Source organism: Amphritea atlantica (genome assembly GCF_900111095.1).
GTDB lineage: Bacteria > Pseudomonadota > Gammaproteobacteria > Pseudomonadales > Balneatricaceae > Amphritea > Amphritea atlantica.
Genome location: NZ_FOGB01000007.1, coordinates 222,995 through 242,119 on the forward strand (window position 1 = coordinate 222,995; position 19,125 = coordinate 242,119).

18 protein-coding genes and 2 pseudogenes are annotated in these 19,125 nt (G+C 50.9%); 14 read left to right on the forward strand and 6 right to left on the reverse strand.

Annotation, left to right across the window (positions count from 1 at the left end; all coding sequences use genetic code 11):
• Positions 1-187 precede the first annotated feature (187 nt).
• Positions 188-724: pseudogene (locus tag BMY09_RS22540) on the reverse strand (DNA translocase FtsK 4TM domain-containing protein); the annotation flags it as partial.
• A gap of 374 nt (positions 725-1,098) precedes the next feature.
• Between BMY09_RS22540 and trxB the strand changes: the two are divergent.
• The 4 genes from trxB to infA all read left to right on the forward strand — a co-directional run bounded on the left by trxB (position 1,099) and on the right by infA (position 3,993).
• The gene (trxB, locus tag BMY09_RS13425; RefSeq protein WP_091359127.1) at positions 1,099-2,052 is read left to right on the forward strand and encodes a thioredoxin-disulfide reductase; all 954 of its coding nucleotides are present in this window, start codon (positions 1,099-1,101) and stop codon (positions 2,050-2,052) included.
• Positions 2,053-2,062: 10 nt separating this feature from the next.
• A complete protein-coding gene (gene aat, locus BMY09_RS13430) occupies positions 2,063-2,776 on the forward strand; it encodes a leucyl/phenylalanyl-tRNA--protein transferase (RefSeq protein WP_091359130.1) in 714 nt (237 codons plus the stop codon).
• Complete coding sequence (locus tag BMY09_RS13435; protein ID WP_091359134.1) at positions 2,773-3,483, forward strand: arginyltransferase; 711 nt, start codon at positions 2,773-2,775, stop codon at positions 3,481-3,483. Before aat ends, BMY09_RS13435 begins: the two co-directional genes overlap by 4 nt.
• 291 nt (positions 3,484-3,774) lie before the next feature.
• A complete protein-coding gene (gene infA / locus BMY09_RS13440; RefSeq protein ID WP_091359137.1) occupies positions 3,775-3,993 on the forward strand; it encodes a translation initiation factor IF-1 in 219 nt (72 codons plus the stop codon).
• A gap of 53 nt (positions 3,994-4,046) precedes the next feature.
• Here infA and clpA read toward each other — a convergent pair whose 3' ends face one another.
• Positions 4,047-6,305, reverse strand: a complete 2,259-nt coding sequence (gene clpA, locus BMY09_RS13445; protein WP_091359139.1) for an ATP-dependent Clp protease ATP-binding subunit ClpA — start codon at positions 6,303-6,305, stop codon at positions 4,047-4,049.
• Positions 6,306-6,318: 13 nt separating this feature from the next.
• Entirely contained in the window at positions 6,319-6,675 is a 357-nt protein-coding gene (gene clpS, locus BMY09_RS13450; protein WP_091359217.1) for an ATP-dependent Clp protease adapter ClpS, read from the reverse strand.
• Positions 6,676-6,917: 242 nt separating this feature from the next.
• On the opposite strand from clpS, the gene BMY09_RS13455 reads away from it, so the two are divergent.
• The gene (locus tag BMY09_RS13455) at positions 6,918-7,148 is read left to right on the forward strand and encodes a cold shock domain-containing protein (protein ID WP_091359142.1); all 231 of its coding nucleotides are present in this window, start codon (positions 6,918-6,920) and stop codon (positions 7,146-7,148) included.
• 181 nt (positions 7,149-7,329) lie between these two features.
• Here the strand turns inward: BMY09_RS13455 and icd are convergent, their stop codons facing one another.
• On the reverse strand, positions 7,330-8,583 hold the full coding sequence (icd, locus tag BMY09_RS13460; protein ID WP_091359144.1) for an NADP-dependent isocitrate dehydrogenase: 1,254 nt from the start codon (positions 8,581-8,583) through the stop codon (positions 7,330-7,332).
• Positions 8,584-8,713: 130 nt separating this feature from the next.
• Here icd and BMY09_RS13465 point away from each other — a divergent pair, with 130 nt between their 5' ends.
• Positions 8,714-9,394, forward strand: a complete 681-nt coding sequence (locus tag BMY09_RS13465) for a pseudouridine synthase (protein ID WP_091359147.1) — start codon at positions 8,714-8,716, stop codon at positions 9,392-9,394.
• A gap of 30 nt (positions 9,395-9,424) precedes the next feature.
• On the opposite strand, the gene moaE is transcribed toward BMY09_RS13465, so the two are convergent.
• A complete protein-coding gene (moaE, locus tag BMY09_RS13470) occupies positions 9,425-9,880 on the reverse strand; it encodes a molybdopterin synthase catalytic subunit MoaE (RefSeq protein WP_091359219.1) in 456 nt (151 codons plus the stop codon).
• Positions 9,881-10,033: 153 nt separating this feature from the next.
• Between moaE and BMY09_RS13475 the strand changes: the two genes are divergently transcribed.
• From BMY09_RS13475 to BMY09_RS13495, 5 genes are all read left to right on the forward strand, one after another.
• A complete protein-coding gene (locus BMY09_RS13475) occupies positions 10,034-10,492 on the forward strand; it encodes an NUDIX hydrolase (RefSeq protein WP_091359148.1) in 459 nt (152 codons plus the stop codon).
• Positions 10,493-10,562: 70 nt separating this feature from the next.
• Complete coding sequence (mnmA, locus tag BMY09_RS13480) at positions 10,563-11,705, forward strand: tRNA 2-thiouridine(34) synthase MnmA (RefSeq protein WP_091359150.1); 1,143 nt, start codon at positions 10,563-10,565, stop codon at positions 11,703-11,705.
• 17 nt (positions 11,706-11,722) lie between these two features.
• Positions 11,723-12,394, forward strand: coding sequence for a high frequency lysogenization protein HflD (hflD, locus tag BMY09_RS13485; RefSeq protein WP_091359152.1), 672 nt, complete (start codon positions 11,723-11,725; stop codon positions 12,392-12,394).
• 126 nt (positions 12,395-12,520) lie between these two features.
• On the forward strand, positions 12,521-13,885 hold the full coding sequence (gene purB / locus BMY09_RS13490) for an adenylosuccinate lyase (RefSeq protein ID WP_091359155.1): 1,365 nt from the start codon (positions 12,521-12,523) through the stop codon (positions 13,883-13,885).
• A gap of 79 nt (positions 13,886-13,964) precedes the next feature.
• Entirely contained in the window at positions 13,965-14,804 is an 840-nt protein-coding gene (locus BMY09_RS13495; protein ID WP_091359158.1) for an alpha/beta fold hydrolase, read from the forward strand.
• 8 nt (positions 14,805-14,812) lie between these two features.
• On the opposite strand, the gene BMY09_RS13500 is transcribed toward BMY09_RS13495, so the two are convergent.
• Complete coding sequence (locus BMY09_RS13500; protein WP_091359160.1) at positions 14,813-16,036, reverse strand: MBL fold metallo-hydrolase; 1,224 nt, start codon at positions 16,034-16,036, stop codon at positions 14,813-14,815.
• Between the two features lie 256 nt (positions 16,037-16,292).
• Between BMY09_RS13500 and trmJ the strand changes: the two genes are divergently transcribed.
• From trmJ to BMY09_RS13520, 3 genes and pseudogenes are all read left to right on the forward strand, one after another.
• Positions 16,293-17,057 (forward strand): tRNA (cytosine(32)/uridine(32)-2'-O)-methyltransferase TrmJ, encoded by a 765-nt coding sequence (gene trmJ, locus BMY09_RS13505; RefSeq protein ID WP_091359163.1) that lies wholly within the window; start codon positions 16,293-16,295, stop codon positions 17,055-17,057.
• Positions 17,054-18,211 (forward strand): ribosomal protein uL16 3-hydroxylase, encoded by a 1,158-nt coding sequence (locus tag BMY09_RS13510; RefSeq protein WP_091359165.1) that lies wholly within the window; start codon positions 17,054-17,056, stop codon positions 18,209-18,211. The genes trmJ and BMY09_RS13510 overlap by 4 nt, the downstream gene beginning before the upstream one ends.
• A gap of 555 nt (positions 18,212-18,766) precedes the next feature.
• Positions 18,767-19,125, forward strand: a pseudogene (locus BMY09_RS13520) (isocitrate lyase); the annotation flags it as partial.

The following is a 19,125-nucleotide window of genomic DNA, read 5'->3' on the forward strand; positions in this document are numbered from 1 at the left end:
TATCAACAACGGGTTCTGAACGCTGCGAGGTCTCAGCTGCACGTCCCTGCCGGGCTGCGGCTCTGAGAAGATTACGTTTCTCTTCATCCTCTGCGGCGTAAGGATTAACCACGGGTTTCTGAGGCTTTTCACGTGCAGCGGGTTTCAATGCAGCTCCGGCAGTGAACAGCAACCCTCCCAGCCGCTCCAGCAGGTGCGACCAGGAAAGCTCGAGCATCAGAGTGAAGCCAAACAGCAGTACTGTCCAGATCACCACAGAACTACCGATCAGGCTGAACAGAGAGACTGCAAGATCAGACACCGCCTGCCCGACCAGCCCACCCATACTGAAGGGCAGCTGTGCGGTAGCATTAGAAAGATGGGTTGCAGCCAGCGTGGCAAGACAGAGCAGCACCAAAACCGCTCCGATAACCCGCAACATCATAAAGGGGATCCCATCCAGCAGCGAGACATGCCGTCGCACCATAAAGCGCAACGCAGGTACAATCAGCATCAGTGGTATCAGCCAGGCTGCAAGACCAAACACAGACAAACCGAGATCGGCCAGCCAGGCACCGACATAGCCGGTGAAATTTCGCGCTTCAGGCTGGTACCCCAGGTGAGACCAACCCGGGTCCCGGCTATCATAGCCAAGTAGCGCAAGCTGCAAAAAAACAGCGAAGCCAATCACAATGATCAGCCCGCCCTCTTTCACCACCCGACCGAGCAGCTCAGAAAACGACACAATTCTGGTTTCGTTCGCAGCGGTTTTAACACTGGCTTGATGACTATTTGTTTGACCACTCTGAGACAAGAAAAATATCCTTACAACTATCTATCAATAGGAGCTAAAAAATAACATATTTAGCCCCGGCTCCCCAGACACAATAGTGCCTTTTACACGCTTTATTCAGCTTACCGGCCCAGACTGAGCATAAACTGAACAATAACGCCCATACTCAATACCCATCCTCTGCGGCGTGTTGGTTAAATCACCCCGACAGGAAGAGTCTGACCCGCTACGGATAAAAAAATTCAGCGCTCATTGCTGTTTTGTCCGCTCCATGAAACGGGCATAATAGGCGTCAATATAATGTGTGAACAGAGAACGGATCACCAATGAGCGAAATACAACACCATAAATTGATTATTCTCGGCTCCGGCCCCGCAGGCTACACCGCTGCAGTGTATGCCGCCCGGGCCAACCTTAACCCAGTTGTGATTACCGGCATGCAGGCTGGCGGTCAGTTAACCACTACGACCGATGTTGACAACTGGCCCGGAGATGCTGAGGGAGTTCAGGGGCCAGAGCTGATGCAGCGGATGCAGGCCCATGCAGAACGTTTCGATACCCAGGTAATTTTTGATCACATTAGTGAGACTGACCTCAGTCATCGCCCCTTCCGTCTTAAAGGCGACATGGCAGAGTATAGTTGTGATGCCCTGATTATCTGTACCGGTGCATCCGCCCAGTATATCGGACTGCCTTCAGAAGAAGCATTTATGGGTAAAGGGGTTAGTGCCTGCGCTACCTGTGACGGATTTTTCTACCGCGGCCAGAAAGTGGCGGTAATCGGTGGCGGCAACACCGCTGTCGAAGAAGCCCTTTACCTGTCCAATATCGCTGCCGAAGTTACCCTGATTCACCGACGCGATTCACTACGCTGCGAGAAGATTCTTCAGGACAAGCTGTTTGAGCGTGCTGAAAATGGCAATATCAACATTCTCTGGAACCATCAGCTGGACGAAGTACTGGGTGATCCGATGGGTGTCACCGGTATCCGGGTTAAAAGCACAGTGGATGACTCACTGAGCGAACTCGAACTTCAGGGCGTGTTTGTTGCTATCGGCCATAAACCCAACACTGAGATCTTTAACGGTCAGCTGGAGATGAACAACGGCTACCTGAAAATCAGATCCGGAAGCGACGGTAATGCAACCCAGACCTCGGTTGAAGGTGTATTTGCCGCGGGCGATGTGGCGGATCACATCTATCGTCAGGCGATCACCTCGGCTGGTTTTGGCTGCATGGCAGCACTGGATGCTGAGCGCTATCTGGACGATCAGGCCTGAGTAGCAACTGATGATTCTGTGGCTTGATCCCTACAGCAACCAGTTCCCCCCGATCACCCAGGCGCTGGATGATCCTAATGGTTTACTGGCTGCGGGAGGGGATCTCAGCCCAGAGCGTCTGATTGCGGCTTACAGGCAGGGGATATTTCCCTGGTACAGCCCCGGGGAGCCTATTCTCTGGTGGTCGCCAGATCCCCGTTGCACGCTGATTCCGGGGCAGATACATATCTCTAGAAGTCTGCGCAAAGCGATTCGAAACACTGAATTTGAGATCACTTTTGACCGGGCGTTCATCCAGGTGATCGAAGCCTGCGCTGCCCCCAGGCATTACAGCGACAGCACCTGGATCAGCGCTCCGATGCAAAGCGCTTATACCGAGTTGCATCATAGGGGTTACGCCCATTCGGTCGAGTTATGGCAGAATGGCGCCCTGACCGGCGGACTCTATGGTATCGCTATGGGACGCCTGTTTTTTGGTGAATCGATGTTTAGCCGGGCCACCAATGCATCCAAGATCGCGTTTGCTTTTTTTGCCAGACAACTGGAAAAATGGGGCTATGCTTTAATTGATTGCCAGATTGAAAATGATCATCTGACCAGTTTGGGAGCTAACAGTATTCCGCGAGCAGAGTTTAAGCAGTATCTTGATACCCATCTGGAAACAGAACTAAGCCATCGCTGGCATTTTGATATAGATAAAGAAGACGTGGTAAGAACTGAGTGACCAACCTGAAAACCCTGCATTTTTATGCAACACCAGAACATGAGTGCAGCTACCTCGAAGGATTTGAAGCAAAAACGCTGTTTGTTGACCCCCAGGAGGTCATCTCCACGGACGCCTACAGCCAGCTTTCAGACCTTGGGTTTCGCCGCAGTGGTAAACATATCTACCGCCCCTACTGCAGCAACTGTCAGGCATGTATCTCAGTGCGGGTCAATGGGCGCGAGTTCAGGCCCAGCAAAAGTCAGAAGCGAATCTTTAATAAAAACAAAGACCTGCAGGTTACAGCAGTGCCTCCGCAGTTTACTGATGAATACTACGCCCTGTATGAAAAATATATCAACACCCGTCACCGTGACGGCGATATGTACCCTCCGACACCGGAGCAGTTCAGTGCCTTCCTGATAGAGGGGGGGCAGAAAGGCTGTTTTTACGAGTTCAGAGACCCGGACGGTAAACTGCTGGTGCTTGCGGTCACCGATTATCTTACGCAGGGACTATCGGCAATCTATACCTTTTTCGACCCCGACGAGGATCGCCGCAGCCTGGGCAGCTACGCGATACTCTGGCAGCTTGAGGAAGTTAAGCGGATGGAGCTGGAGTATCTTTATCTGGGCTACTGGATACGCGAGTGCCAGAAGATGTCCTATAAAATAGCCTATAACCCCATTGAAATGTTGCTGCATGGCCAGTGGATAGTCGTTGACTAACACTCACTGCCCCACCCACCAGCAGAATCAGTAGCAGTATTCCGCTGTCAGTGATAAACAGCAAACTGGCCACAACCATCGCTGTAATTGTTCAGACCTCCTGATATGCGCCATGACACCCTGAGGCTGGATTCCTGCAGCATAACCACAATATAATCGACGCCGGTTTAACAGGTACTCAGGATTTGTTTGCTATTTTTACCAAATCTCTTTGATATAGATAACAAAATAGGGCAAAATACTGCGCTGCAAAATGTAGTATTGCAATTAATTAACTCAGGTAGGTAATGAATGTCTAAAGAAGACAGCTTTGAAATGGAAGGCGTTGTGACCGACACACTGCCTAACACAATGTTCCGGGTAGAACTGGAAAACGGTCACGTCGTTACAGCTCACATCTCTGGCAAGATGCGTAAAAACTATATCCGCATCCTGACTGGCGATAAGGTAAAGGTTGAACTGACGCCTTACGACCTGACTAAAGGCCGCATTACCTACCGCGCCCGCTAATAAAAAAACGGCCCGCAGGCCGTTTTTTTATATCTATACGGTGGCTGGCGGTATTAAACCGCCACCCCCGCATGTATCTCAATATCGTTATCCGCATTAACGGTGATATCCACTTCACCCCCTTCATCTGCCAGCTCGCCAAAGAGAATCATCTCAGCCAGCGGTTTTTTCAGCTTTTCCTGAATCAGGCGTTTCATCGGCCGTGCCCCCATCGTGGCATCATAGCCTTTCTCAGCAAACCACTGCCGGGCAGCATCATCGATATGAAGCACCACATTTTTGTCATCCAGCTGGGCCTGCAGCTCGGTCAGGAACTTATCGACAACCCCCGTGATAACCTGCGGAGAGAGTGACTTAAACTGAATGATACCGTCCAGACGGTTGCGGAATTCAGGGGTGAACAGTTTTTTAATCGCTTCCATCCCATCCGTTGTATGGTCCTGCTGACTAAAGCCGATAGATGCACGTGTCATCTGTTCAATACCAGCATTAGTCGTCATCACCAGGATGACGTTACGGAAGTCCGCCTTGCGGCCATTATTATCCGTCAGGGTACCGTTATCCATCACCTGCAACAGCAGATTGAAGACTTCCGGATGTGCCTTCTCAATCTCATCCAGCAGCAACACGGCATGGGGTGACTTCGAGACCGCCTCTGTTAGCAATCCGCCCTGATCATAACCCACATACCCGGGAGGCGCACCAATCAGACGCGAGACAGTATGCCTTTCCATATATTCAGACATATCAAAACGGATCAGCTCAATTCCCATAATACGGGCCAGCTGTGTGGTCACCTCGGTTTTACCCACCCCGGTCGGACCAGCAAAGAGGAATGAGCCCACTGGCTTATTCGGCTCATTCAGCCCGGCACGGGAGAGCTTTATGGCAGCAGACAGCGTGTCGATCGCCTGATCCTGCCCCAGAACCACCATCTTAAGGTTGCTATCCAGCTTTTTAAGCTGCTCTTTATCAGACACAGAAACACTTTTAGCTGGAATCCGGGCAATTTTAGCCACCACAATCTCAACTTCGGCAACATCAATAATCGCACTGCGTTTTTCTGCCGGCATCAGTTGCTGATAGGCCCCCGCTTCATCGATCACGTCGATCGCCTTATCGGGCATATGCTTATCATTGATATAACGGTCAGCCATTTCGGAAGCTGCCCGCAGCGCCTCATCGGTATACTTCACATCATGATGGGCTTCAAAACGGCTTTTAAGCCCCTGAAGAATACGATATGTATCCTCCACCGAAGGCTCCAGAACATCCACCTTCTGGAAGCGCCTCGCCAGCGCCCTGTCCTTCTCAAAAATTCCACGGAACTCCTGAAAGGTCGTTGAGCCGATACAGCGCAACTGCCCTGAGCTCAACAGCGGTTTGAGCAGATTGGACGCATCCATTGAGCCACCAGAGGCTGCGCCCGCACCTATAATGGTATGAATCTCGTCGATAAACAGGATCGCATGGTCCTGATCTTTTATCTCATTGAGAAGGCCTTTCAGTCGTTTTTCGAAATCCCCCCGGTATTTGGTCCCTGCCAGAAGCGCACCCAGATCCAGCGAATACACCACGCTCTTAGCGATAACATCCGGCACCTGAGCCTCAACAATCAGCTTGGCCAGTCCTTCTGCGATAGCCGTTTTACCCACACCCGCTTCACCCACCAGCAGAGGGTTATTTTTACGGCGACGGGAAAGAATCTGCACCACCCGCTCAATCTCATCATCACGACCCACCAGTGGATCGATTCTGCCAGATAATGCCTGCTCATTCAGATTGACAGAGAAGTTCGCCAGCGGGCTTTTCTCTTTATCGGTCGCATTATCGCCTTCCAGCAGACCCTCGTCGCTGGGACGACTGTCGTCCTCCTCGACACGGGAGATCCCGTGAGAGATATAATTAACCACGTCGATACGCTCAATGCCCTGCTGGTTGAGCACATAAACCGCCTGACTCTCCTGCTCACTGAAGATGGCTACCAGTACGTTGGCACCATTCACTTCAGCCTTGCCGGAAGACTGCACATGGAATACCGCCCGCTGCAATACCCGCTGGAATCCGAGGGTGGGCTGGGTCTCTACATCGGGAATATTCTCGGGTAGCAGAGGAGTCGTGTCTTCGATGAAGGTGCTCAATAAATTTCGCATCTTCTCAAGATCAACTGCACAGGCGTCCAGAACTGCACGGGCCTCGGAATTATCCAGCAGAGCCAATAGCAGGTGCTCTACTGTCATAAATTCATGACGCTTAGCGCGCGCACTTTTAAAGGCAACGCTCAGCGTATCTTCAAGCTCTTTATTTAACATACCTAACGCTCCGTTACGCTTTCTCTACTTCGCACAAAAGAGGATGTTTGTTCTCTCTGGCGCACTGATTAACCTGTGCTGCTTTAGTATCAGCTATATCGCGGGTAAAAACACCACATACCCCCTTTCCTTTAGTATGGACCGCCAGCATCACTTGTGTAGCTTTTTCCTGATTCATTGCAAAAAAACCCATCAGAATCTGTACTACGAAATCCATTGGAGTATAGTCATCATTTAGCAATACCACCCGGTACATCGAGGGTCTCTTCAGTTCAGGCTTGGCCTCTTCAGTGACTACACCGGTATTATTATGGTCACTAAATTCGTCTGCATCACCTGAAAGTTTAATCTCGCAAAGCTCTTGACGCATATCATATCTCAAAAAAATTAACAGTTTTTCATGCACCATTATGGGCACCCCTTGATATCTGGGGCCTCCAGCCCAATGATATAATTCAAGGGCAGGAGTTAAGAATATGTGCAGTATCAGTTGTCCCTGCATGATGACAAGGAACAATCTCACTCATATTGCTTTATTGTAGCAAGAGAGTTTGTTGTGGTGACAGGCCCAAAGACAATTGGGCCTGGTAATTTGGAAATTGGGGGGCACCAATGCACACAGGGAAAGTAAAATGGTTCAATAACGCCAAAGGTTTCGGTTTTATTGTTTCACCGGACTTTGAAGAGGATCTGTTCGCACACTACTCAGTTATACAGAGCGAAGGATATAAAAGCCTCAGAGCGGGACAGAGCGTTCAATTCGAAACAGCTCCAGGGCCAAAGGGAACACATGCTATCAATATCAGACTATTAGCTTTATCAGAAACAGAGGAGATCGATTAACGCCAGATCGTACCTCCCTCAGTACCGGCGGTGCTTTATTCCCCATACAGTATAGAAAAGGCAGTTAGTTAACTGCCTTTTCTGCAGTTCAGTTACCCGAAATGCGACACCCCTAACTGATTATCGTCAACCTGAACTACTCTGCCTCAGAAAAACAGCACTTATATATGCTCTGAATGCTTCACATATGGTGGATAATGGCCTCTCCAAACGCTGAGCTACTAAGCAGTGTCGCACCCTCCATCAAACGCTCAAAATCGTAGGTCACTGTTTTCGCGGTAATTGCGCCATCCATCCCTTTTATAATCAGATCCGCCGCTTCAAGCCAGCCCATATGGCGCAGCATCATCTCAGCAGAGAGAATGATAGAACCGGGATTTACCATATTCTTACCCGCATACTTTGGCGCTGTGCCATGAGTCGCTTCAAAAATCGCCACTTTATCCGACAGGTTAGCCCCCGGTGCAATACCGATCCCTCCCACTTCTGCTGCCAGGGCATCAGAGATATAGTCACCATTCAGATTCAGGGTAGCCACCACATCATACTCAGCCGGACGCAGCAGAATCTGTTGCAACATCGCATCGGCAATCACATCTTTAACAACAATCTGTTTACCATTATTCGGGTTGGTTATGCTCATCCAGGGGCCGCCATCAAGTGGCCGAGCGCCAAACTCATCTCTGGCAATCTCATAGCCCCAGTCTTTAAAGGCCCCCTCGGTAAACTTCATGATATTACCTTTGTGTACCAGGGTCATCGAGCTGCGATCATTATCGATTGTATATTGCAGCGCCCGCCTTACCAGTCGCTTTGTACCCTCTTCTGAGACCGGCTTAATACCGATACCACACATGGTGTCAAAGCGGATTTTGGTCACCCCCATCTCCTCCTTGAGGAAGCGGATCACCTTGTCGGCTTGGGGGCTTCCTGCCTGCCACTCAACGCCGGCATAGATATCTTCAGAGTTTTCCCGATAGATCACCATATCCACATCTCCGGGATTGATAACCGGACTGGGCACCCCTTTAAACCAGCGCACCGGACGCTGACAAACATACAGATCCAGCTCCTGTCGCAAAGCAACATTGAGTGAGCGTATACCACCACCGACCGGTGTGGTCAGCGGCCCCTTGATCCCCACGGCAAACTCTTTAAATGCATCCAGCGTCTCTTGCGGCAACCAGGTATCCTGATCATAGATGCTGGTCGCTTTCTCTCCGGCATATACTTCCATCCAGGCGATTTTACGCTGCCCGCCGTAAGCTTTGCTCACGGCGGCATCAACAACCTCAAGCATCACCGGGGAGACATCGATACCGATGCCATCACCCTCGATATAGGGAATGATCGGATGGTCGGGTACATTCAGCGAGTTATTGTCATTCACTGTGATCTTACTGCCCTGTGGAACCGTGATCTTTGAATAAGCCATCGTTCACCCTCCTTTTTCCTGTCCTGTGGTTTCGCAGTTTTTTGTGCTGACGATGATCAACTTGCAGAAACAGTATAGACGCTGATAACCTGCTTGCCCGTCCAATCCAATTGCTGCACCGGAAAGCTCTATGTCCCGTATACTTCTGTTTAACAAGCCTTTTCAGGTGCTGACACAATTTACCGATAGCGAAGGCCGTCCCACGTTAGCTGATTATATTCAGCACAAAGGGGTGTATGCGGCCGGACGGCTGGATTACGACTCGGAAGGATTGCTGATCCTGACGGATGATGGCCAGCTACAACATAAACTGGCCGACCCCAAGTTTAAGCTTGAGAAGACCTATTGGGCACAGGTTGAAGGGGATATAGATGACAACGCATTAAAACAGTTGCGCCAGGGCGTGAAGCTTAAAGATGGAGTAACACGCCCCGCCGCTGCCAAAAAAATTGCAGCCCCCGACGTCTGGCCGCGCAACCCTCCCATCAGACAACGCCAGCATCAGCCTACCAGTTGGATTGAGTTGAAAATAACAGAGGGAAAAAACCGCCAGGTGAGACGGATGACCGCTGCGGTGGGTTTTCCTACACTCAGACTGATCCGCGCAGCGATAGGCAACTGGGGCCTGGAGGGACTGCAGCCCGGTGAGCTTCGTATTGAAGAGGTTTACATCCCTGTTGCGGCACCAAAACCATCTGCCAGGCGGCATGATAACCGCGGCACTGCCAGAACATCTTCCTCAGGTAGATCTGCAGCCACGAAATCCAGAGCCCCCAGACCTGGCCGTAAAGCCAAAAACAGGCCACGTTAGTCTTCTTCTGCACGGTTTCTGCGCGGGGTATTACCATTTCTCAGCGGCATCGAGATCACTCTGCTTAGCCTCAACCCAGTGCTCGCCTTCAACGGTGATCTCTTTCTTCCAGAACGGTGCATCACGCTTGAGATAATCCATAATAAACTGAGCGGCTTCAAACGCCGCCCGCCGGTGAGCGCTACCGACCCCCACAAAGACAATATTCTCATTCAGTTCCAGACGACCAATGCGGTGAACCACGACCACATTCCCCAGCGGCCAGCGACTGCGGGCCTGAGCAATAATATCTTTAAGCGCTTTTTCAGTCATTCCGGGGTAATGCTCAAGGTACATCGCTTGTAACCCCGGGCCATTGGGAAGCTGCCTCACAATACCGGTAAAGGTGACAACGGCACCATTACTGGCATCTTCTGATCTGACCTGATCAGCCAGCTCAGCTAAAGAGAAATCATCTGTCTGAACCGAAACAAAATCTTTGAACAATGGGGACTCCAAAATACAGCCAAAAGTGATCAAAAATGGTAAGGTTGGCCGCCTGTACACACTGCAGTGAAAAATGGTCTGCAGGTGATCGAAACAAAATCGAAACAACGGGGCTTCACAAAGTTTTATGCCCCCTAATATACGGGATGAAGAATGCGTTGGACACCCCACGTGACCGTGGCAACCATTATTGAGCAGGACAATAAGTTTCTCTGCGTGGAAGAGCAGTCATTATCACTGCAGCAACTGGTTATCAATCAGCCTGCCGGCCACGTCGAGGCAAATGAGACCTTCATCGAAGCGGCGATCCGTGAAACACAGGAAGAGACCGGCTGGAGCGTCACCCCAACCGCACTGATAGGTATCTATGTCTACACGGCACCCGCCAACGGGATTACTTACCACCGCTACTGCTTCGCCGCACAGGCAGATAGTCACGATCCTGACCAGCCACTGGATACCGGCATTGAACGGGCTATCTGGCTGAGTCGTGAAGAGCTGGAGATGCACAAAGAAAGATTGCGCAGCCCCATGGTCACCCGCTGCATCGATGATTACCTTGCGGGCAACCGTTTTCCGCTGTCGGTCATTGTTGAAGCAAATCAGCAGTGAAGCATTGAATTACGTGACTCCGGTCGCATATTAACCAGAACATACAGTTTTAAGGTCGCATATACTCCCTATGTCAGAAGCAGCTAACAACCCCCCTGCAACACATGATCCTGCAGCTATAAAAGTCATCGTCGGCATGTCCGGTGGTGTGGACTCATCGGTCTCCGCGCTGTTACTGCAACAGCAGGGATATCAGGTTGAAGGCCTGTTTATGAAAAACTGGGATGAGGATGATGGTACTGAATACTGCACAGCGATGGACGATCTGGCGGATGCTCAGGCGGTCAGCGATAAGCTGGGTATCAGATTACATACCGCTAACTTTGCTGCTGAGTACTGGGATAATGTATTTGAGCACTTTCTCGAAGAGTATAAAGCAGGCCGCACTCCAAACCCGGATATTCTCTGCAATCGTGAGATTAAGTTTAAGGCTTTTCTTGAGTATGCAAAGATGCTGGGCGCTGACATGATAGCCACCGGGCACTATGTGCGCAGGGGTGAGATTGATGGTAAAGCGGCACTGCTTAAAGGCCTGGATAACAACAAGGATCAGAGCTACTTCCTGCATCAGGTCGGCTCTGAAGAGCTGGCACAAACCCTGTTTCCGGTAGGCGAGCTGGAAAAACCCGAAGTGCGCCGTCTGGCCGAACAGCACGATCTTATTACCCACAACAAGAAAGACAGCACCGGTATCTGCTTTATCGGTGAGCGCCGTTTCACCGACTTCCTTAAGCAATACCTGCCCGCGCAGCCCGGCAATATCGAAACACCGGAAGGAGATGTCATCGGCCAGCATCAGGGGCTGATGTATCACACCATTGGTCAACGACAGGGACTGGGTATTGGCGGTTTAAAAGATTATCCGGAAGAACCCTGGTTTGTGGCGGAAAAAGATCTGCAACGTAATGTCCTGATAGCGGTCCAGGGGCAGCAGCATGAGTTGCTGTTCAGTAACTGGCTGACCGCCAGTGAGATTTTCTGGATCAGCGGCGACACCCCCACCCTGCCTTTTCGCTGTCGCGCCAAGGTAAGATACCGTCAGTCTGATCAGGCCTGCACTGTCTTCGCTGAGGGTGACGGCTTTCGCATTGAGTTTGACGAGCCCCAGCGCGCAGTTACCCCGGGGCAGTCAGTTGTGATATACCATAACGACATCTGTCTTGGCGGTGGCGTTATTGAAACCACCGGGAAAACAGATTCCACAGCAGCATAGGGAGATCGATCGATAATATGTCCAGAGCAGAAGATCAACAGGCAATCGCCCTGGCCGGACTGTTTCAGGCAGCCAGTCTGGTGGAACAGATTGCAACCCGGGGAATGGTGTCGCAGAACAGCTTTGAAACATCGCTGGCCAGCATCTTTGTCACCAACCCGCAGACCACCGAAGAGATCTTTGGTGGTGTTCATGATCTTCCGATCAATCTTAGTCAGGGATTTCGCGGACTTCAGGAACTGCTGGACAAGAGTCGTGCCGACCAGAATCAGGATATCATCCGTTATGGCCTGAGCCTCATCCATCTTGAGAGAAAGCTGAATAAGCGGCCGGATCTGCTGAAGGTGATTGGTGAGCGTATCGACAAGATCGCTCAGCAAGCCAGCTATTTTGCCGAGGCCGGCACCAGCCTCAAGGACAATCCTGCGGCCTATACTCATCCCAGCGTCGTGGCAAACCTGGCCAGTCTCTATCAGGATACCCTCAGTACATTCAGCTTTCGCATACAGGTCACCGGCGAACCCCGCCATCTGCAGAATGCAGAAAATGCGGCCAAAATACGGGCGCTTCTGTTAGCAGGCATCCGTTCCGCCATGCTATGGCGACAGGTAGGCGGTAAACGCTGGCACCTGTTATTTTTTAAATCCCGACTGCGTCCATCAGTGCGGCAGATCAGCGGACGGGACTGATATTCAACCCCGACACTTAAGCAATTTTATTCGGCGATAAATAAATACCCATCGGATTTTCCCTGAGGGGCTATTTTAGCTATAATTCGCCCTCAAAAATTTAACCCAGTCAGGTATCTACTCGATATGGATCTTTCTTCTCTTTCAGCGATCTCTCCAGTTGATGGTCGTTACGGCAGCAAAACTGCTGATCTTCGCCCGGTTTTCAGTGAGTTCGGTCTGATACGCGCCCGTGTAACCGTTGAAGTTCGCTGGTTGCAGAAACTGGCCGCTCACCCTCAAATTACTGAAGTGCCAGCACTAAGCGATGCAGCCAATGCAGTTCTGAACGCTCTGGTTGATAATTTCGGCGAAACTGAAGCTAACCGGGTAAAAGAGATTGAGCGCACCACCAACCATGATGTGAAAGCGGTTGAATACCTGATTAAAGAACATATTGCCGATAATGCCGAACTGGCTGCTGTCAGTGAGTTTGTTCACTTTGCCTGCACCTCTGAGGATATCAACAATCTGTCCCACGCGCTGATGCTGAAACAGGGTCAGGAAGTGATGCTACCGATCATGCAGCAGGTAACGGATGAGATCGCACAGCTGGGCCGCAACTATGCCGCTCAGCCCATGCTGTCCCGTACCCATGGACAGACCGCTTCGCCAACCACTGTCGGTAAAGAACTGGCGAACGTCGCTTACCGTCTGCAACGGCAGATCAATCAGATCAAAAAGGTTGAGCTGCTGGGCAAGATTAACGGTGCTGTAGGCAACTACAACGCTCATCTGTCAGCTTACGCCGATATTGACTGGGCAAAGAATGCGCAGGAGTTTGTCGAGAGCCTGGGGCTGACATTCAACCCCTATACCACCCAGATCGAGCCCCACGACTATATCGCTGAACTGTTTGATGCGGTCTGCCGCTTCAATACCATCATTATCGACTTTGACCGTGATATCTGGGGTTATATCTCTCTGGGTTACTTCAAGCAGAAAACCATTGCTGGCGAAGTGGGCTCCTCCACTATGCCGCACAAGGTTAACCCGATCGATTTTGAAAACTCCGAAGGTAATCTTGGAATCGCCAACGCCGTAATGCAACACCTGGCGGCCAAACTGCCGGTATCGCGCTGGCAGCGTGACCTGACCGATTCGACAGTTCTGCGGAATATGGGCGTTGGTTTTGGCTACAGCCTGATTGCGTACCAGTCCAGCCTTAAAGGTATCAGCAAGCTGGAACTGAACCCGGCCCGCCTGGATGCCGATCTGGAGAACAGCTGGGAAGTCCTGGCCGAGCCGATTCAGACGGTGATGCGCCGTTACGGGATTGAAGAACCCTATGAAAAACTCAAAGCCCTGACCCGTGGTCAGGAGATGAACAAAGAGACCATTATGGCATTTGTTGATACCCTGGAGATGCCTGATGCAGCGAAGGAGGAGCTTAAACAGCTCACACCACACAGCTACATCGGCAACGCTGTCGAGCAGGCTAAAGCGATCTGAAGATCGCTGATAGTATAAAAGCAGAGCCCCGGCTCTGCTTTTTTATTGCTTTAACTTAATTCCGCAAGCATTTGAAATAATGGAAATAATTACTGCTTCCGATGGAGCAAAGATTCACTATTTGCGACTGGGCAAAGGTAACCCGGTTATCTTTCTTCACGGCTGGAGTGCCAGTGCAAAAGACTGGCTACCCTTCGCCTCCGCACTGGCAGATGAACATGATGTGATCTGCTGGGATGCCCGGGGCCACGGCGGCCATCAGCAAAGCCCTGACATCAGCAACCATGTCAGCGATATGGCTAACGACCTCCAGACCCTGATTGAACACCACGATCTGGAAAAGGTATTACTGGTCGGCCACTCCATGGGGGCACTGACCTTGTGGCAATATATCCGCGATTTTGGTTGTCAGCGTTTAGCCGGGATCTGCATTATCGATCAGTCTCCCAGACTTATCACCGACGAACAGTGGAAAAACGGTATTTATGGCAATTTTGATCAGGCCGCCAATAAGCAGTTTATTGGCAGACTGCGTGATAACTTTGCTGAAGGATTGCTGCAACTGGTCGCCAATGGTTATAACCGTAAATCATTTGAGAACTACCGTCGCAACTCGCGGGGCTTTCAGCAGATGAGGGAGCACCTGCAAACCCTGGAGAGTGAACCTCTGATACAGTGCTGGGAAAGCCTTACCGCTGCAGATTACAGAGATATGCTGCCATCCATAACTATCCCCGCACTGCTGATATATGGTGATGAGAGTCAGTTCTATGGTCAATCGGTGGCTGAGTATGTACGGGATAATATTACCGCCTCAGAGCTGCATATCTACGAAAAATCAGATCACTCACCTCAGCTATTCCACCGCGAGCGGTTTATCTGGGATCTGCAAAAATTTGCCCGGACACTAAACCATTAATCATCTCACTAACGCTGCTGAGACTGGGACTGGGAAAAAACCAGCACCCCCTCGGCATCTGGCAAACACTGGAGACGCTTCTCTGCCTGCAGGTAGTTCAGATTAGCCAGGCATTCCCCTCCCGCCAGCAACAGGTCGAACAGTGTCAGCTTACGCTGATAGATCAGCTCCGCCAGCTGCATGACTGTTACCGGCTCAGAGCAGGCCCGCTCAACATTCTGCAGGGTCTCCATATGCTCCTCAATCAGCTCGTCAAGCCTCTGTCTGAGGCCATAAAATGGGCGTTCATGGGCCGGCAGTATCAGAGTGTCAGCCGGTAGCGCTTTCAGCCGCTCCAGTGATTCGATCCAGGCCCGCATCGGATTAGCATCAGGTTTCCCCGCCCTGACACTGACATTAGAGCTTATCCGGGGTAACACCTGATCGCCAGAGATCAGTACGCCCAATGCCTCTGAGTACAAACAGGCATGGGCCTCTGAATGCCCCTCTGAGACAATCACCCGCCACTCAGCGGTACCGATCTGAATACTCATACCCTCTTTTAGCTCACGGATAGTGTCCGGCAACGGATGAACCAGTGATGAGATACCGCTAAAGATCCCCATAATCCCGGTGATCTGTTGCTGATCCATGCCCAGGCTGTGCAGGAAACAACGAGCCTGATCCGTAAAGGTATCGCCACTCTCGCTCTCTAACTGGAAATACTCTTCAGCAGTCGCCTGCTCACCCGCCGTGATCCAGAGCGGAGCAGCGGTATACTGACACAACCAGCCCGCCGCGCCGATATGATCAACGTGAGCATGAGTCAGGATAACTTTTTTTATCGGCCGCCCCTGCAAATAACTGGCTATGACGGTCTGCCACACAGCGCGGGTGTCGGTGTTTCCCAGACCGCAGTCCACCACAACCCAGCCATCGGTATCATCGATCAGATAGAGATTGATATGATCCAGCTCGAAAGGCAGCGGCATCCGTAGCCACAATACGCCAGGGGCCACCTCAAGCAACTCACCGGGCTCCGGCACAGCGTATTTGGCGGTAACTATTGAATTCACGATAACCCCCTCAAGAACCAGGATTGAGTCGAACGCCAGAGCGATCCACTGGCCGTTCAGATTAGCATGTTTAACCCGGACAGCGGTGGCATCAGATTTACCTATACAGTCAATATATTGATCTTTGCGGCCAGAGACCGGTTTATACCTCTCTGGCGATTCTTTTCCCCGTGACACTCACTGACCTCGGATCGCAACGGAATCATTCTGGATTGTCGACTCAAAACTCATTAAACTTACGCCATTCTGAACACCATAAACCAGCCACGACAGACCACCATACACTCAGAAAAACCTCTCGTTTCTGGCAAACCGGAACGCAATGTATGCGACCTTTCGCAGATCATCAGCGCCCAGTAACCCTGATCTGAAACAATAACTTCCAGGCCGTAACTGACTATGATAGCCGCCTGAACTGACTAACGATGACACTATGCTAGACAATATCCGTATCGTACTGATCAATACCTTTCACCCCGGTAATATCGGAGCCGCCGCCCGGGCGATGAAAAATATGGGCTTAAGTCAGCTCTACCTGGTAGAACCCAGGGTGTTTCCGGATGAGGAAGCCGATGCCCGCGCGGCAGGCGCCAAAGACCTCCTTGATAGTGCAGTGGTGGTCAGCACTCTGGATGAGGCGATAGCTGATTGCCAGTTGGTGATCGGTACCAGCGCCCGCAACCGCACCTTTGATCTGCCCATTTTTGATGCTCATGACTGTGCCCGCAAGGTGGTCGGTGAAGCAGAGCATGGTAAGGTTGCCATCATCTTTGGTCGTGAAACGATGGGATTGCACAACGCTGAACTGCAACGGTGCAACTACCATGTCTATATCCCGGCCAATCCTGAATACCCAGTACTTAACGTGTCTGCCGCTATTCAGCTGGTGTGTTACGAGATCTGGCAGGCCCATAGCAAGCAGGACTTTATCAAACGCGATGAGCCCTACCCCCTGACCCGGGATATGGAACGGTTCTACGTACACCTGGAGAGTGCGCTGCGCAAAACCCACTTCATCATCCCTCAGCATGAGGGCAAGGTGATGGATAAACTGCGTCGCTATTTTAACCGTTCCCGGCCGGAACGCACCGAATTAAACATGTTGCGTGGCATTCTGACATCGATAGACGAAACCACCTCTCAGTTAGCTGACAAGCAAGAGACTATACAATCCCAGGATAAAGGATCTGATCAATGAGTGATTCACCTTTCGGCGACATCTCAATCGAAGAGTTTCTGCGTGATTACTGGCAGAAGAAGCCGCTACTGGTTCGCAACGCTTTTCCTGACTTTGAAGCCCCTGTAGGAGCAGATGAGCTGGCGGGCCTGTCCCTTGAGGAGGATGTTGAGTCAAGGCTGGTTGTCCAGAGCCCGGATGGCAGTGACTGGCAGATACAACATGGGCCTTTTGATGACGACACCTTTAGCAATCTTCCCGATTCCCACTGGACACTCCTGGTGCAGGCGGTGGATCACTGGGTGCCGGAGGCCAGCGAGATCGTCGAACAGTTCCGCTTTATTCCTAACTGGCGCTACGATGACCTGATGGTTAGCTTCGCCAGTCAGGGGGGCGGCGTGGGTCCCCATTACGATAACTATGATGTATTTCTGATCCAGACCCAGGGTAAGCGCCGCTGGGAGGTTGGCGGTTTCTTTGATCAGAACTCCCCCCGTCGCCCCGATACGCCGGTCATGATCATGACCGAGTGGGAGCCAGAGTATAACTGGGTACTTGAACCGGGAGATATGCTTTATATTCCACCACAGGTTGGCCACAACGGCATAGGCGAGTCCGATGATTGCATGACCTACTCGGTGGGTTTCAGAGCGCCTTCACACGCTGAGATTATGCGCAGCTTTACCGATTTTATCGGTGAAAAGCTGACCTCAGAATCCCGCTATACCGATCCTGATCTGGCCCTGCAGGATAATCCTGGCGAAATCCGCCCCGAGGCCCTGCAAAAAGTGCGTGAGATCTTTACCTCCTACCTTGAAGATGATGCCCGGCTGGGCGAGTGGTTGGGGAAATTCGTCACTGATCCGAAATATCCTGAACTGGATCAGCGTCCGGAACAGCCCGCCACCGTGGACGAGATTCGTGAAGCCCTCAAGGAGGGTGATCTCTGCTTTATCCGTAATGAGGGTAGTCGCTTCTCCTACAGTGCCGGTGAGGGTGATGAGATTCAGCTCTATGCTGATGGAAGCTGTTTTAAAGTCTCGGGAAGCTGCGGCACTTTAGCCACCAGTCTTTGCCAGTCCCCTCTGATTGTGATCAATCAGGGAGAATGGAGTGAACAGCAGCTGCAGTTACTTGCTGATCTGTATAACCAGGGATCGCTGTATACAGAATAACCTCATAGGGTTATAGGTTTCACTCTCTGGCTCCCCCGGAGCAGTCATCCGCCATTTACCAAAAAAGGTCAGATACTCTGGCCTTTTTCTGTTTTAGTTAACTGATATTTATCATCTTTTTCTGATCTGCCGCGCTTTCAGTGTTTTATGAATGTTGTAGTCAAAGGCTGCCTATATTAATTAGCTATATAATTAGTATGTTTTTATAACTAAAAATTTGTGTAAATGTATGGTTTATCCCCCCCACCGAAAGTCGCTAGACTTTAGACTATAAGGCGCTGATCACTGATGTCTTCTGACTTTGCTGCAATGCAACACAGGATCCCCTATGTAATTAAATTACAAACTTGTCTAAACAACTTTTGTAGTACAGTTACAGCTTTGCTGCCCTGCACAAAAAAGCTTTGACCCACCCGCTCAAACTCCGCATCATGGGCTCTCCGTGAGGCGTCTGCCACTTCGACAATTTGCTGACGCAAGAAGTAAACCGTTCCCTGATCAGAATCTATAAAGCATAAACACTGATTCAGAGAGCTACCAATATAAGGATTTACCATGTCTAGTCTGAATAAAGATATCGAAACAGTTGCCGCGCTGAAAGAGACCTACGGTTCTGCCTGGAACGCGATCAACCCTGAATACGCTGCCCGTATGCGTGCACAGAACAAATTCAAAACCGGTCTGGATATCGCTAAATACACCGCCGCTATCATGCGTAAAGACATGGAGCGTTACGATAATGACTCTTCTCAGTACACTCAGTCTCTGGGCTGCTGGCATGGCTTTATCGGTCAGCAAAAACTGATCTCTATTAAGAAGCACTTCAACAGCACTGACCGTAAATACCTCTACCTGTCTGGCTGGATGGTTGCTGCACTGCGCTCTGAGTTTGGCCCCCTGCCAGACCAGTCTAT